The 14,127-nt window shown below is 65.5% G+C and carries 13 protein-coding genes; 6 read left to right on the forward strand and 7 right to left on the reverse strand.

Annotation, left to right across the window (positions count from 1 at the left end; translation table 11 throughout):
- Window positions 1-30: 30 nt before the first annotated feature.
- Window positions 31-2,745 (reverse strand): bifunctional acetate--CoA ligase family protein/GNAT family N-acetyltransferase, encoded by a 2,715-nt coding sequence (locus J0H39_02160; protein ID MBN9495532.1) that lies wholly within the window; start codon window positions 2,743-2,745, stop codon window positions 31-33.
- Between the two features lie 109 nt (window positions 2,746-2,854).
- Here J0H39_02160 and J0H39_02165 point away from each other — a divergent pair, with 109 nt between their 5' ends.
- The gene (locus J0H39_02165) at window positions 2,855-3,832 is read left to right on the forward strand and encodes a glycosyltransferase family 9 protein (protein ID MBN9495533.1); all 978 of its coding nucleotides are present in this window, start codon (window positions 2,855-2,857) and stop codon (window positions 3,830-3,832) included.
- Here the strand turns inward: J0H39_02165 and J0H39_02170 are convergent.
- Complete coding sequence (locus J0H39_02170) at window positions 3,815-5,125, reverse strand: MFS transporter (protein MBN9495534.1); 1,311 nt, start codon at window positions 5,123-5,125, stop codon at window positions 3,815-3,817. The genes J0H39_02165 and J0H39_02170 overlap by 18 nt on opposite strands.
- 244 nt (window positions 5,126-5,369) lie before the next feature.
- On the opposite strand from J0H39_02170, the gene J0H39_02175 reads away from it, so the two are divergent.
- Window positions 5,370-5,837, forward strand: a complete 468-nt coding sequence (locus tag J0H39_02175) for a hypothetical protein (protein MBN9495535.1) — start codon at window positions 5,370-5,372, stop codon at window positions 5,835-5,837.
- A 58-nt stretch (window positions 5,838-5,895) separates the two neighbouring features.
- Complete coding sequence (locus J0H39_02180; protein ID MBN9495536.1) at window positions 5,896-6,348, forward strand: PAS domain-containing protein; 453 nt, start codon at window positions 5,896-5,898, stop codon at window positions 6,346-6,348.
- Here J0H39_02180 and typA read toward each other — a convergent pair.
- Window positions 6,345-8,165: a translational GTPase TypA gene (typA, locus tag J0H39_02185; GenBank protein MBN9495537.1), complete on the reverse strand. Its 1,821-nt coding sequence runs from the start codon at window positions 8,163-8,165 to the stop codon at window positions 6,345-6,347. The genes J0H39_02180 and typA overlap by 4 nt on opposite strands.
- A gap of 7 nt (window positions 8,166-8,172) precedes the next feature.
- Window positions 8,173-9,171 carry an adenosine kinase gene (locus J0H39_02190; GenBank protein ID MBN9495538.1) on the reverse strand — a complete coding sequence of 333 codons (999 nt, stop codon included), beginning with the start codon at window positions 9,169-9,171 and terminating at the stop codon, window positions 8,173-8,175.
- A 138-nt stretch (window positions 9,172-9,309) separates the two neighbouring features.
- Here J0H39_02190 and J0H39_02195 point away from each other — a divergent pair, with 138 nt between their 5' ends.
- The 3 genes from J0H39_02195 (at window position 9,310) to J0H39_02205 (ending at window position 11,056) form a co-directional block, all read left to right on the forward strand.
- On the forward strand, window positions 9,310-10,008 hold the full coding sequence (locus J0H39_02195) for an EI24 domain-containing protein (protein ID MBN9495539.1): 699 nt from the start codon (window positions 9,310-9,312) through the stop codon (window positions 10,006-10,008).
- Between the two features lie 63 nt (window positions 10,009-10,071).
- Entirely contained in the window at window positions 10,072-10,617 is a 546-nt protein-coding gene (locus J0H39_02200; protein ID MBN9495540.1) for a polymer-forming cytoskeletal protein, read from the forward strand.
- A gap of 28 nt (window positions 10,618-10,645) precedes the next feature.
- The gene (locus J0H39_02205; protein ID MBN9495541.1) at window positions 10,646-11,056 is read left to right on the forward strand and encodes a hypothetical protein; all 411 of its coding nucleotides are present in this window, start codon (window positions 10,646-10,648) and stop codon (window positions 11,054-11,056) included.
- Here J0H39_02205 and nth read toward each other — a convergent pair.
- The 3 genes from nth to J0H39_02220 are packed head-to-tail and all read right to left on the reverse strand — an operon-like array spanning window position 11,053 to window position 14,086.
- A complete protein-coding gene (gene nth, locus J0H39_02210; GenBank protein ID MBN9495542.1) occupies window positions 11,053-11,697 on the reverse strand; it encodes an endonuclease III in 645 nt (214 codons plus the stop codon). The genes J0H39_02205 and nth overlap by 4 nt on opposite strands.
- Window positions 11,694-13,568, reverse strand: coding sequence for a tetratricopeptide repeat protein (locus tag J0H39_02215; protein MBN9495543.1), 1,875 nt, complete (start codon window positions 13,566-13,568; stop codon window positions 11,694-11,696). The genes nth and J0H39_02215 overlap by 4 nt, the downstream gene beginning before the upstream one ends.
- Window positions 13,565-14,086, reverse strand: coding sequence for a methyltransferase domain-containing protein (locus tag J0H39_02220; protein ID MBN9495544.1), 522 nt, complete (start codon window positions 14,084-14,086; stop codon window positions 13,565-13,567). Before J0H39_02220 ends, J0H39_02215 begins: the two co-directional genes overlap by 4 nt.
- Window positions 14,087-14,127 lie beyond the last annotated feature (41 nt).

Below are 14,127 nucleotides of genomic sequence, written 5' to 3' on the forward strand. Positions count from 1 at the left end.
GGATTATTGCGACTTGCTTCGGCCGCAGTTTTACCGCGCCGCAGCGGCAATATCCGGCCAATCGGCCAAAGCGATTTCGGCGTGTACGACGTCGGGCGCGTCGGGGTCCGCCTTCACCGCGAAGCCCAGATTTTTGCAAACTTCCAGCATCGGCCGGTTCTCGCGCAGGATTTCGCCGTAGATCACGCCGATGCCGCGCGCCTTGGCGTAGTCGAGAATCTTTCGCATCAAGAACAGGCCGATTCCCATGCCCTTCAGATCGCTGCGCAAGGCGATGGCGTATTCGGCCCGGCCGCGATCGGGGTCGGCGGTCAATCGCACCGTGCCCCAGATTCCATCCGGGCCTTCGCAGACCAGCCCCATCTCGCGGTCGTAATCGATCTGGGTCAGGCGCGCGAGTTGTTCGCGCGTCAGCTTTTCGATCGTCGCGAAGAAGCGCATGCGACGATCCTCCGGCGTCATGCGCGCGATCATCGCTTCGATACCGGGCGCGTCTTCCGGGCGGATCGGGCGCAGATGCGCGGTCTTGCCCGTGGGCAAAACGATGTCGCGCGCGAGGTCTGCGGGATAAGGCTCGATCGCCAGGCGCGCACCTTGGCGCACACCGTGGGGGGCGGCATCCGGCTTGGCGATGCGGATGCGCGCGTCGAGCACGATGGCGCCGTCTTCGTCGGCCAGCAGCGGATTGATGTCGAACTCGACCACCGCATCAAGTTCGCAGATCAACCGCGACAAGCGCACGAGGGCGCGTTCGATGGCGGCGAGATCGGCGGGCTTGCGGTCGCGATAACCTTTCAGCAAGCGCGACACGCGCGTCGCCGCGATCATGTCGCGCGCGAGCTTCACGTTCAGCGGCGGCAGCGCCATCGCCGTATCGCGCAGCACTTCGACCGCCACGCCGCCTTGGCCGAACAGCAAGACGGGCCCGAATTGCCGGTCGACCGACGCGCCCAGAATCAATTCATGCGCATGCGGGCGGCGGATCATCTCCTGCACCAGGAATCCCGCGATCGTCGCGTCGGGCTTGTTCGCGCGCACGCGTTCGATCATCGCGGCGGCGGCGACGCGCACCGCATCCGGCCCGTCGAGATTGAGGGCCACACCGCCGACATCGGATTTATGCAGGATTTGCGGCGAGACGATCTTCAACGCCACGCGGCCGCCGATCCGGGCGGCGGCTTGCGCGGCACCTTCGATATCGGCAACCGTTTCGGCCTTGGGCATGCCGAAGCCGTAGCCGCCCAGCACGGCGCGCACTTCGGGATCGGTCAGCCATTCGCGGCCCGATTCGAGTGCGGCCGCGACCGTGCGCTTGGCCGCGTCCGGATCGGGGCAAAGATTGTCCGGTGCGGCTTCGGGCACTTCCATCAGGCTTTCCTGCGCGCGGCGATAGCGCACGAGATGCATGAAGCCGCGCACCGCCTTGTCCGGCGTCTCGTAGGACGGGATGCGCGCATCGGCGAATTTGCCGCGCGCGTCGATGGCGCTTTGCGTATCGCCAAGCCACGCCGACAGCACGGGCACACGCGCCCCCTTCGCGGCTTTGATCGTCGCGTCGGCCGCATCGGTCGACGATGCGATCGCCGTCGGGCAATTCAAGACGAGCAGCGCGTCGAGATTGCGGTCTTGCAACAAGGCTTCGACCGAGGCGGCGTAACGTTCGGGCGGCGCATCGCCGATGATGTCGACCGGATTGCCGTGCGACCACGTCTTCGGCAGCACGGCATCGAGCTTGGCGATCGTGTCGGGGGCGAGATCGGCCAGATGCCCGTCCTGGTCCATCAGCGTATCGGTCGCGAGTACGCCCAAGCCGCCGCCATTGGTGAGGATCGCCAAACGGTCGCCCGCATGTTTGGGCGGATTGGCGAGGGTGGCGACCGCATCGAAGAGTTCATCCACGTCGTAAACGCGCAGCATGCCCGCACGCCGAAATGCCGCATCATAGACCGCGTCGGAGCCCGCCAGCGCGCCGGTATGCGAGGCGGCGGCCTTCGCCGCTTCCATATGCCGCCCGGCCTTGATGACGATCACGGGTTTCAACCGCGCGGCGGCGCGCGCCGCCGACATGAATTTGCGCGCATGGGTGATCGCTTCGACATAAAGCAGGATCGCGCGCGTACGCCCATCGAGGGCGAGCCAATCCAGCATGTCGCCGAAATCGACGTCGGCCATCGAACCGAGCGAGACCATATGCGAGAAGCCGATCTTGCGCGGGTGCGCCCAATCGAGCACGGCGGTCGCCATCGCGCCCGATTGGGTGACGAAGGCGAGATCGCCCTTGGGCGGTGCCAAATGCGCGAAGGTGGCGTTGAGCCCTGCGCCGGGTACAAGCACGCCCAAGCAGTTGGGTCCGACAATGCGCATGAGATTGGGCTTGGCGGCGTCGAGCATCGCCTGTTCCAGCGCCTTGCCCTCGCCACCCGGCAATTCGCCGAACCCGGCCGTCAGCACCACCGCCGCTTTGCATCCGCGCGCGGCCAATTCGCCGATCACGCCGGGCACGGTCTTGGGCGGCGTGCACACGACCGCGAAATCGGGGGCCGTCGGCAGCGACGCCACGTCGGGATAGGTGTAGACGCCCTCGATCGATTTGTATTTCGGGTTCACCGGCAAGATCGGGCCTTGGAACCCGCCGGCGAACAGATTGCGCGCGAGCACATTGCCGACCGAGCCCGGCTTGGGCGAGGCGCCGATCAGCGTCACGGCTTTCGGGGCGAACATATGGTCGAGATTGCGGATCGACATACGGGTTCCTCGCGCTATGCTGCGTCGCAACATAGTCCATTCGCGCCGGTGTCGGGAGTATGACAGAGGCGCGCGCGAAAATGCCGCAGCTTGTGCTAATCACCCAAGAATGCCGGGTTATTCCTCGATTCTGATTTATGTCGGCCTCGATCTGGTCGGCGACGGGCTGCTGAAGCTGCCTTTCGCGCGGCGTCTGCGCGCCAATTGGCCGGACGCGCGAATCGTGTGGTGTGCCGGCAAAGGCCCCAGCGTCTACGCGACCACGCTGAAGCCGCTGGTCGATGGCTTGATCGACCAGACGATCGAGAATGCCGGTTTCGGCGCGTCCTGGGGCGATTTGCTGACAAGGCCTTTGGGCGGCCGCGACTTCGATCTGGTGATCGATACGCAGCGCCGTTTTTCGACGAGTCTGGCCGTGCGCCGCGTGCGGCATAAACGCTTCGTGTCGGGCTCGGCCGGTTGGTACCTGTCGGACGGCAAACCGCGCGACGCCGCCAAGCCGCGGTCGATGGATGCGCAGCTGTCGCAATTGATCGAAGCGGCGGGCGGCGACCCAAATATCGCGACGGCACCTTTGCGTTTGCCGGCGCAAGCCCTTGCCGATGCGCGCACGCTGCTGCCCGACGGGCACGCTTACGTCGTGCTCGCACCCGGTGCCGGCAATCGCGAGAAATGCTGGCCGTTGGATCGCTTCGTGGAACTGGGTGCACGGCTTGCCGCGCGCAATATCGTGCCGGTGTTCCAGCTCGGCCCCAACGAGACCGACTGGGAAGCATCGTGCCGCGCGGTGCCGAATGCGATCCTGCCGATTCAAGATGCGACGACACGCGGGATGGAAACCTCGCCCGCCTTGACCATCGCGCTTGCCCAACGCTGCAAGGCCGCCGTCGCGAACGACGCGGGCGGCGGGCATATGCTGGCGGCGGGCGATGTGGGGCTCGTGTCGCTGTTCGGCCCGACCGATCCCGCGAAATTCGCCCCGGCCGCGAAACGTCTGACCGTGATCCGCGCGCAGGATTTCGGCGCCGAGACGATGGACGCGATACCGCTGGATGCGGTCGAGAAGGCGTTATCCGCTTATCTGTGATCGCTTTCCGGCATCGGGAAACCGGCGCATCAAAACCAGAACCAGCACGATGCCGGGCAACGCCGCGAGCGTCGTCGCGGCGAAGAACAACACCCAATCGAGTTGTGCGGCGAGCCAGCCGCCCCACGCCGAGAGTGTCGTCCGCCCGACCGAAGCGAGGGCCGACAGCAGCGCGTACTGCGTGGCCGTGTAGGCGACGTTGCACAAGCCCGAGAGATAGGCGACGAACGCCGCCGAGCCCATCCCGCCGGTGAAGTTTTCGACGCCGATCGTCACGACCAGCAAGGCCACGTCGTGGCCGACGATCGCTTGCAGGCAGTAGATCAGATTCGACATGGCTTGCAGCACGCCGCAGACGAGCAATGCTTGATAGACGCCGCGCCGATGGACGATTACGCCGCCGGCGGCGAGGCCCGCGAGTGTGGCCGCCACGCCGAAGATCTTGGAGATATTTGCGACCTCGAGCCGCGTGAAGCCGGTCGAGACGTAGAAGGCGTTGGCCATTACGCCCGCCAGCGCGTCGCCGAATTTATACGCGACGACGAAGACCAGGATCAGCACCCAGGACGGGCGCGTGGCGAAATCCGCGAAGGGTCCGACGACGGCGCTTTGGAACCACGCGACGATCGAGCCTTGGGGCTTATCGTCTTGGATCGCCGATTGCGCGGGCTCGCGCGTGAACAACACGGTCAGCGCGCCCACACCCATCAGCGCCGCCATGATCGCGAAGCTGATGGACCAGCCGCCGAACTCCGCCGCGTAAAGCGCCCCCGCCGACGACGCCATCATGCCGAAGCGATACCCGAATTGCGTGGCGGCGGCACCCGCCCCTTGCTCTTCGGGCTTGAGAAGCTCGATACGGTAAGCGTCGATCACGATGTCCTGGCTTGCCGACAGCACCGCGACGATCACGGCGGCGAGCGCCGTCATCGCCGGATCGATGCGCGGATCGGTCGAGCCTAAAAATAGAATCGCGCCGGCGAGCGCCATTTGGATCGCCAGCGCCCAGCCGCGCCGCCGGCCGAGCATTCGCGTCCACGGCCCAAGGCCCAAGCGATCGATCGCCGGCGCCCACAGGAACTTGATCGTGTACGCCATGCCGACCAGCGAGAACGCGCCGATCGCCGTGCGGCTGACGCCCGATTCCGCCAGCCAGAAGCTGAGCGTGCCGAAGGTCAGCGGCAGCGGCAGGCCCGACGAGAATCCCATGAACAGCACCGCAAGCAGACGCGGACGCGCATAGACGGCGAGCGAGGCATACCATGGTGTCTTGTCGGAAACGGAGTCGGTCATTGGGTCAAGTTCGGCCGGTCGAATCGAAGCGCGGAATCATACAAGCCTTCGCGGCGTTCGCGAAATCGACCGCTCGGCGGACGGATTTGTCCGCGGCGGCGGACGAATCCGGGCAGAACATCCGAAGGCTGATAAGTCGTCCTACTAGAGTAGGAAAATAATTCTTCGCGAGAGTGGATATGTCGCCGGACACGATGTTAAGAACGACGACCCCTCGCGTTCGACGACGGAACACGGGTTTTCGATGCCCGCAGAACTGGTACTTCTGAGTCCGCTGCTGCGCCGCCTGTTTGATCATTGGCGCGGTCTATCGCGCGAGATCGACGGCGCTTGGACATTGCCCCAGCCGCGCATGCTCGATCCCGTCGCGGTCAAATGGGCGCTGGGCTGGATTTCGCTGGTCGACGTGAAAGGCGTGCCGCCGGATTGCGAATTCCACTACGCGATCGACGGCACCTGGCAGGCCGAACGTTACGGCTTCGACATGACCGGAAAATCGCTCGATGCCTATCCGGAACCCGAAACGCGCGCGATGATCCGCGAATCCTATCTCGACGTCGCGGCGGCGGCCCAGCCGCGCGCGCATTTGCGCGATCTGACGCTCGACGGGCGGCGCCGGCGTTACGAATCGCTGCTGTTGCCGTTCGGCGAGGCGGGCCGCGTCACACGATTGGCCGTGGCGCTCGATTTCGAAGACCATAAAAAGAGTTAGCCGGCGACATATTTTGTTCTGTGGACGCGACGCGGCGGCGGGCGCAACATCGCGGGGTATGGTATTCGACCCTTCGATCATTCGCGACGCGCGACAAAAACGATTTCACGAGTATTGGCGCGGGAAAGCGGCCGGACGCGAAATGCCCTGCCGCGCCGATGTCGATCCGGTCGATTTCGCCTGGATGCTGGGCTGGGTCACGCTGGTGGAGCCGCTGCCCGACGGCGATTGGCGCTTCGTCGTCGACGGATCCAACATCGCCGCCGTGTTCGGCGACGACATGACGGGCAAACGTTTGTCCGAATACAAGCTGCCGGCGGTGCGCGACGTTCTGGTCGCGACTTTCGCGGCCGCCGCGGCGGCGCGCGGGCCGTATTTCCTGACCTACGACATCGACTACGATCTGCGCCATTGGCGCTACGACGGGCTGCTGCTGCCGCTTGGCGACGAAAGCGGCAGTGTCGTCCGATTGATCTCGACCGTCGTGCTGGAAGGCGGCGGCCGGCGTTAGCCGGCTTCCGCCGTCTTCTCCGCCCGCTTGCGCAGATTGGGATCGAGCAGCTTCTTGCGCAGACGGATCGATTTCGGCGTCACCTCGACCAGCTCGTCGTCGGCGATATAGGCGATCGCCTGTTCGAGGCTGAGAATCTTCGGCGTCTGCAGCACGACGTTCTCGTCCTTGCCCGAGGCGCGGACATTGGTCAGCTTCTTCGCCTTCAGCGGGTTGACCTCGAGATCGTTGTCGCGCGTGTGCTCGCCGATGATCATGCCTTCATAGACCGGCACGCCCGACGTGATCATCATCGGCCCGCGATCTTCGAGGTTCCACAGCGCGTAGGCGACCGCGACGCCGTCGGCGTTGGAGATCAGCACGCCGGTGTGGCGGCCGTCGATCGGCCCCTTCCAGGGCTGATACGAGTGGAAGATCTTGTTCATGATCCCGGTGCCGCGCGTGTCGGACAGGAACTGGCCGTGATAGCCGATCAGGCCGCGCGACGGGACCAGGAACGTCAAACGCACCTTGCCGCCGCCCGAGGGGCGCATGTCGGTCATTTCGCCGCGGCGCTTGCCCAGCGTTTCGACGACGATGCCCGAATGCTGTTCGTCGACGTCGACCTGCACTTCCTCGATCGGCTCCAGCTTTTCGCCGTTCTCGCCGGTCTTCAGCAGCACGCGCGGACGGCCGACCGAAAGCTCGAAGCCTTCGCGGCGCATCGTTTCGATCAGCACGCCCAGCTGCAATTCGCCGCGGCCCGCGACCTCGTAGGCTTCGCCGGTTTCGGTTTCGCGCACGCGGATGGCGACGTTGCCTTCGGCTTCGTTCATCAGACGGTCGCGGATCATGCGGCTCGTCACCTTGGTGCCTTCGCGGCCCGCCAGCGGCGAATCGTTGACCGAGAAGGTCATGACGAGCGTCGGCGGATCGATCGGCTGCGCGGCGATCGGTTCGGTCACCGAAGGCTCGCAGATCGTGTCGGCGACGGTGGGGCCCGTCAGGCCCGCGATGGCGATGATGTCGCCCGCTTCGGCGCTGTCCACCGGCACGCGGTCCAGGCCGCGGAAGGCGAACAGCTTGGTCAGACGGCCGTCTTCGATCAGCTTGCCGTCGCGCGTCATCGCTTTGACGGCCATGTTCACTTTGGCGATGCCGGTATGGATGCGGCCCGTCAGAATGCGGCCGACATACGGATCGTATTCCAGCGTCGTCGCCAGCATCTTGAAGGCGCCGGTCGTATCGGCGACCGGCGGCGGCACGTGGCGCAGGATCAGGTCGAACAGCGGATCCAGATTCTCGCGCGGCGCTTCCAGTGATTCCGCCGCCCAGCCCGAACGGCCCGACGCGAACAGCGTGGGGAAGTCGAGCTGGTCGTCGTTGGCGTCCAACGCCGCGAACAGATCGAACACTTCGTCGTGCACTTCGTGGGCGCGCGCGTCCGAACGGTCGACCTTGTTGATGACGACGATGGGGCGCAAGCCCCGCGCCAGCGCCTTCATGGTCACGAACTTGGTCTGCGGCATGGCGCCTTCGGCGGCGTCCACCAGCACGACAACGCCGTCGACCATCGACATGATGCGCTCGACTTCGCCGCCGAAATCGGCGTGGCCGGGCGTGTCGACGATGTTGATGCGCACGTTCTTCCACACGACCGAGGTGCATTTGGCGAGAATGGTGATCCCGCGTTCGCGCTCGAGGTCGTTGGAGTCCATCGCGCGTTCGGCCACCTGTTGGTTGGCGCGGAACGTGCCGGATTGTTTCAGAAGCTGATCGACCAGGGTGGTTTTACCGTGGTCGACATGCGCGATGATCGCGACGTTACGAATTTCCATATGTGTCTTAGAGCGCGCCTTTGGACGCGGCCAATTCCTTCAACGAAGTTTCGGGACGTGCACCGTAGTGCGAGATGATTTCGGCGGCGCAGATGGAGCCCAGACGCGCCGCTTGCGCGAGATCGCGGCCTTGCGCCAGGCCCAGCAGGAAGCCGGACGCGTAAAGATCGCCCGCGCCGGTGGTGTCGACGACCTTGACGCCCGGCTCGGCGGGAACGGCGACGACCTTGTCGCCCTGGATCGCGACCGAGCCCTTTTCGGAGCGCGTGACGGCGAAGATGCGATCCTTCTTGGCGCGCGCGAAGGGCAAAGCTTCTTCGAACGACTTCACCTGGTAAAGCGACAGCAGCTCCGCCTCGTTGGCGAAGACGATGTCGCAATGATTGTCGGCGAGGTCGCGGAAATCGGCGCGGTGACGATCGACGCAGAAGGAATCCGACAACGTCAGCGAAACCTTGCGGCCGTGCTTGTGGGCAAGCTGTGCCGCTTTGCGGAACGCGTCCTTGGCGGCCGGCTTATCCCACAAATAGCCTTCCATGTAGGTGATGCCCGAGGCCGCCACGACCGCTTCGTCGATCTGGTCGGGGCCGAGATCGACGCAAGCGCCCAGATAGGTCTGCATCGTGCGCTGCGCGTCCGGGGTCACGAAAATCAGGCAGCGCGCGGTCGAGGGACCCGACGTCGCGGGTGCGGAGTCGAACGCCACCCCTTGCGCGCGGATGTCGTGACGGAAAATCGTGCCGAGCTGGTCGTCGCGCACGCGGCCGATATACGCACCCTTGCCACCCAGATTGGCGAGGCCGGCGATCGTATTGCCCGCCGAGCCGCCCGAGCATTCGCGCCCCGGGCCCATCGCGGCGTAAAGTTCGCCGGCGCGCGCCTCGTCGATCAGCGTCATCGCGCCCTTGGCCAGATTATTGGCCGCCAGGAACGGATCTTCGCAGCGCGCGATCACATCGACGATGGCATTGCCGATACCCAGCACGTCGTACTTGGTGCTCGTCATAACGACTCCGGAGAGGGCGGAAAATTGCGCCGGACCATATAGGCCGTTGCGGCGGCGCACAAGAACCGATTGGCGGGCCAAAAATGGCGCCTTATCGGGCACTTGCGCCCCAACCGGGTTACCGCCATATCCCCGGTCATGGCTTCGTCATCCGCCGGCGGCATGTCGCTCTTCCGCGCCCTGTTCCTCGCTTTCGCCCAATTGGGCGATCCGCGTTTACGCGCCCCCCTGGTCAAAAGCCTGGTGCTGACGATCGCAAGCTTCGTCGCGATCTGGGTGGCGATGGGCTGGGTCGTGGCCCATACGCGGATCTTCGAGACGCTGTGGCTCGACTGGACGATCGATGCGCTGGGCGGGCTCGCCTTGGCGGTGCTGAGCTTCGTGCTGTTCCCGGCGGTCGTCGTCGCGTTCGTCGGCCTGTTCCTGGACGAGGTCGCCGACGCGGTCCAAGCGCGCCACTACCCCGACGCCCCAAGCCCGCGCCGCCGTCCGCTGATGATCGAAATATTTTCCTCGCTGCAGCTCGTGGCGCTGGCGATCGTGCTCAATCTGCTCGTGCTGCCGCTCTACTTCGTGCCCGGCCTCAATCTCGTCATCTTCCTGGCGACGAACGGCTTTCTTCTGGCGCGCGAATACGTCACCATGCTTGCCGCACGGCGCCTCGATTCGCACGAAGCGCGCCGATTTTGGAAATCCCGGCGCGGCCAAGCGTGGCTCGCGGGAATTTCCTTCGCGGCTTTGTCGGCGATCCCGGTCGTCAATCTGGCGGTTCCGGTACTGGCGGTGGCGGCGACGGCGCATCTGGTCGAATCCTGGCTTCCTGCATCCGGCGAATGAGCCCCGGAAGCGGGGGGAAGGAACGGAACCATGTTTCGACGCAAAAAGGACGAGAGTGACGAAATGAAGACGCCCGCCGCCCCGCCGCAGGCTTCCGCTCCCGCTTCGCCGGCCGAGCCCGAAGCCGAAGCCATTCCTTCGCGCCCCTTCCCGCGCCCGACCGCGCCGGCCGCGGGCTCGCTGGCGCGTTCGCCCGTCAGCCCCGTCGCCACGCGCCCCGCGATCCCCGCGTCGCGCGCCAACGAACAGGCCGAAGGCCGCAAGCTGATCGTCGGCAAGGAGATCGTTCTCTCCGGCCAGATCACGTCCTGCGAACGCTTGGTCGTCGAAGGCCGGGTCGAAGCCTCGCTCAGCGACAGCCGCTCGATGGAAATCGCCGATAGCGGCGTCTTCAAGGGCATGGCGGAGATCGAGAACGCCGATATCGCCGGCACGTTCGAAGGCACGTTGACCGTGCGCGAGAAGCTGGTCATCCGGGCGGGCGGGCGCGTCACCGGCACGATCCGCTACGCGCGCATCGAGATCGAGGAGAACGGCCAGATCGCCGGCGAGGTCTCGGTCGATACCAGCCGTCTCGCCAAGGCGGATACCGGCAACGACGGCGGTTGATCGCTTGAAGCGGTTGGCGATCGCGGGAATGGCCCTGACCCTGGCGGCATGCGCCGGGGCGGGCGAACCCGTTCCCGCCGCCGCACCCGCGACACCATCGCCTGCGCCGGTCGCGGCGCAAAGCCCAGCACCGGCCGCACCCCAACAGCAAGCAACGCCCCAGATCGCCGCCGTCGCCCCCGTCGCGGGCGTGCGCGGCTTGATGGGTATGACGCGCGAAGCGATCGGCGCGCGTTTGGGCCAAGCGGGCTTCGTGCGCCGCGACGGCCCGGCCGAAGTGCTGCGCTTTCGCGGCAATACGTGTCTGCTCGACGTCTTCGTCTATCGCGAGGCGGACAACACCCAGCGCGTGACGCATGTCGACGCGCGCACGTTGCAGGGCCGGCCGACATTGCCGGACCCGTGCCTCGACTCGCTGGAAAAAGAAAAGAAGGGCTAAGCGGCGGGCGGCTGCGTCTTCGGTTTGAAGGCGCAGATATCCGCGACGACGCAGCGCCAGCATTCGGGCTTGCGCGCCTTGCACACGTAACGCCCGTGCAAAATCAGCCAGTGATGCGCATGTAGTTTGAAATCGGCGGGCGTGACTTTCTCGAGCTTGTCTTCGACTTGGCGCGGGTTCTTGCCTTTGGCCAATCCCGTGCGATTGCCGACGCGGAAGATGTGTGTGTCGACCGCGATGGTCGGCTCGCCATAGGCGACGTTCAGAACGACATTCGCGGTCTTGCGCCCGACGCCGGGGAGTTCTTCGAGTTTCTCGCGCGCGCGCGGAATGCCGCCCGCGTAATCGCGCAGCAGGATTTCCGACAGCGCGATCACGTTCTTGGCCTTGGTGTTGTAAAGCCCGATCGTCTTGACGTGGTCCTTTAGCCGGTCGAGACCGAGTGCCACCATTTCGGCCGGCGTTTTGACGATCTCGAACAATTTGCGCGTCGCCTTGTTGACGCCGACATCGGTCGCCTGCGCCGACAACACGACGGCGACGAGCAATTGATAGGGATTGCCCCACAGCAATTCCGAGGTTGGCTCCGGATTTCGCTTGGCAAGGCGCGAATAGAACTCGCGAATAGCGTCAGGCTTCATGGCGCGGTCACATCGAACGAGGCCGGTTTGAGACCGGCGCGCGCGCGTTCGATCATTGCCGCGAACGCCGCTTCGACATGCCGCGCCATGCGCGAAGCGTCGAAGGGCAAGTTCACGGCGACGGAAGCGTCGAGCCGGGCGCGCAAAGCGTCGCGCGCCGCCTTGTCTTGCGCCAAGCCAACGGCGCGCGCAACGAAATCCTCGACCGTCGCCGCGATCAATTCCGGCAAGCCCAGCGCCGACAGGAACGACGCCGCGACATTCGCATGGGCTTGCTGGCCGCGCTTGGTCAGCACCGGCAAGCCCGCGCCCAGCGCATCCAACGCGGTCGACGCGGCCGAGACGGCGAAGGAATCGAGGAATAGATCGGCCGCGCGATGGCGCGCGAGATGCGCGGCTTTGTCCGCCGCATGGGGGGCGAAGATCAATCGTGCCGGATCGATGCCCGCCACTTGCGCGCGCGCGCGCAACTGGCTTTGCGCGGGCGTATAGGCTTTGCGCCCCGCGAGCCACAACACGCTGCCGGGCACGCGCTTCAGCACGTCGAGCCACGCGGCGAAGCACACGGGCTCGATCTTCAACGGATTGCAGAAAGCGGCGAAGATGATCGCGTTTTCGGGTAGGCCCAATTCGGCGCGCGTCGGCGCGGGCCCCGCCGGGAAGCGATCGGCCGGGTGATAGCAAACCGGCAGGCGCGCGATGGCTTCGACATGCCCCGCCGGATCGAGGGCCACGATCGCGTCGGCGATCGTGTAGTCGATATAGGGCGCTTCCAAGAAGCCGCCATGCCCGATCCAGTAGACCTGCACGGGCGCGGGCCGCGCGGCGAGAATCTCCGGCCGTCCGCCGGCCATGTAGCCCGACAGATCGACCAGCACGTCGATCTTGCGCGCCCGAGTCGCGGCGGCGGCTTTCGGCGAATCCATGGCCGACAGATCGACGAAATCGTCGGCGGCGCGTTTGAGATCGGCAAGCCACGGCCCCGGTTCGGACGAACGATCCTTCAACGACAGCAGCACGATTTCGAAACGCGATTTGTCGTGAGCGGCGATCATCGAACGCAGCACATGGCTCATCGCGTGATTGCCAAAATCGGGCGACAGATAGCCGACGACGATCTTGCCGGTGCCCGGCATCACCGGCGGCAATTTCGTCGCAGCGCGCGCCAGCGCCGCGCCCAAGGCGGTCTGCGCTTTTTTCACGCGCGCCGGATCGTCGGCCATGAAAGGCAGCGTGTAGGCCAGCGAATAAAGCGCGTTGGTCGCCATGCCACGGGCGAGGCGCGCATCGAGTTCGCCGAGCAATTCCAACGCGCGATCCCAGCGGCAGGCATGCCACAGCGTCGAGATCGCCTCGGCATAGGCGTCGTCGCGCGCGGGATTTTTGGCGAGCACGCGCAAGAACAGATCGGCGGCTTTGTCCGGATCATCGACGCGCGAGGCTTGCGCGAGGTTGACCAGCGTCGAGGCGTGATCGGGGTCGATCGCCAGCGCCTTGCGCCACGCATCCTGCGCGTCGCGCGCAAGGCCGAGCTGGCCACACGCGACACCCAGATTGTTCCAGGCCGTAACGTTCGAAGGTTCGAGTTCGACCGCCTTCAACGCGGCATCGCGCGCGGAACCGGGCTTATGCGCGTCGAGCAAGGCGGCGGCGAGATTGGCGTGGATCAGCGCGATCTGCGGCGCCAACGCCGCCGCTTTCGCGTAATCGGTGGCGGCCTCGGCGGCACGGCCGAGCATATGGAACGTCACGCCGCGATTGACCAGCGCCATCAGATCGCCGGGATTTGCGGCCAAGGCTTGGTCATAGGCGGCGAGTGCGCCCGACAGATCGCCCTTGCCGCGCCGCGCATCGCCGTCCGCGACGCTCATGCGGCTTTCGTCGCGATCACGTTGAGGGAGATCGGCACGCCGAAGGATTTCCAAATGCTGGTGTCGTCGAACAGGCCGAAGGCTTCGACGCGGCGCGCTTGCGCGAAGCCTGCGCGCGCCAGAAAGCCGGTCAGGATGTCCCAATTGAAGCCGACGCGATGGAAATCATGCGCGTCGGTCTGATCGCCGTAGAGATGGCACATCAAGGTTTCGCGCGCTTGGGCCGGCATCGCGTCGCTCGCCCACATGCGGCAGATGATATCGAGATCGGGCACCGCGATTTTCAATTCGCCGCCGGGGGCGAGCACGCGATACGCCTCGCGCAGCGCCTTGGGCAATTCCTGGCGGAAGCCCAGATGCTCGTAGACATGCGAGGCATAGATTTCCGCGACCGTGCCGTCGGCGAAGGCGGACAGATCGGCGCAGTCGCCGACGATGTCCACACCCGGCCCCGGCAGAACGTTGAGCAACGTCCAGCCCGGCTTCGCTTCGGTTCCGCCCAAATGCAAACGAATCATGGGGCGCGATCATAGCTGGATTCGCGCCCGCGTCGGACTAT

The sequence above is a fragment of the Alphaproteobacteria bacterium genome, from assembly GCA_017308135.1.
Taxonomy (GTDB): domain Bacteria; phylum Pseudomonadota; class Alphaproteobacteria; order CACIAM-22H2; family CACIAM-22H2; genus Tagaea.

What these genes read in the sequence shown, in the direction of transcription:
- J0H39_02195 (MBN9495539.1), top strand. Translation starts at nt 9,310, where the DNA reads ATGGCTTCGTCATCCGCCGGCGGCATGTCGCTCTTCCGCGCCCTGTTC.
- J0H39_02205 (MBN9495541.1), top strand. Translation starts at nt 10,646, where the DNA reads ATGGCCCTGACCCTGGCGGCATGCGCCGGGGCGGGCGAACCCGTTCCC.
- J0H39_02200 (MBN9495540.1), top strand. Translation starts at nt 10,072, where the DNA reads ATGAAGACGCCCGCCGCCCCGCCGCAGGCTTCCGCTCCCGCTTCGCCG.
- J0H39_02220 (MBN9495544.1), bottom strand. Translation starts at nt 14,086, where the DNA reads ATGATTCGTTTGCATTTGGGCGGAACCGAAGCGAAGCCGGGCTGGACG.
- J0H39_02170 (MBN9495534.1), bottom strand. Translation starts at nt 5,125, where the DNA reads ATGACCGACTCCGTTTCCGACAAGACACCATGGTATGCCTCGCTCGCC.
- J0H39_02180 (MBN9495536.1), top strand. Translation starts at nt 5,896, where the DNA reads ATGGTATTCGACCCTTCGATCATTCGCGACGCGCGACAAAAACGATTT.
- typA (MBN9495537.1), bottom strand. Translation starts at nt 8,165, where the DNA reads ATGGAAATTCGTAACGTCGCGATCATCGCGCATGTCGACCACGGTAAA.
- J0H39_02175 (MBN9495535.1), top strand. Translation starts at nt 5,370, where the DNA reads ATGCCCGCAGAACTGGTACTTCTGAGTCCGCTGCTGCGCCGCCTGTTT.
- J0H39_02165 (MBN9495533.1), top strand. Translation starts at nt 2,855, where the DNA reads ATGCCGGGTTATTCCTCGATTCTGATTTATGTCGGCCTCGATCTGGTC.
- J0H39_02190 (MBN9495538.1), bottom strand. Translation starts at nt 9,171, where the DNA reads ATGACGAGCACCAAGTACGACGTGCTGGGTATCGGCAATGCCATCGTC.
- J0H39_02215 (MBN9495543.1), bottom strand. Translation starts at nt 13,568, where the DNA reads ATGAGCGTCGCGGACGGCGATGCGCGGCGCGGCAAGGGCGATCTGTCG.
- J0H39_02160 (MBN9495532.1), bottom strand. Translation starts at nt 2,745, where the DNA reads ATGTCGATCCGCAATCTCGACCATATGTTCGCCCCGAAAGCCGTGACG.
- nth (MBN9495542.1), bottom strand. Translation starts at nt 11,697, where the DNA reads ATGAAGCCTGACGCTATTCGCGAGTTCTATTCGCGCCTTGCCAAGCGA.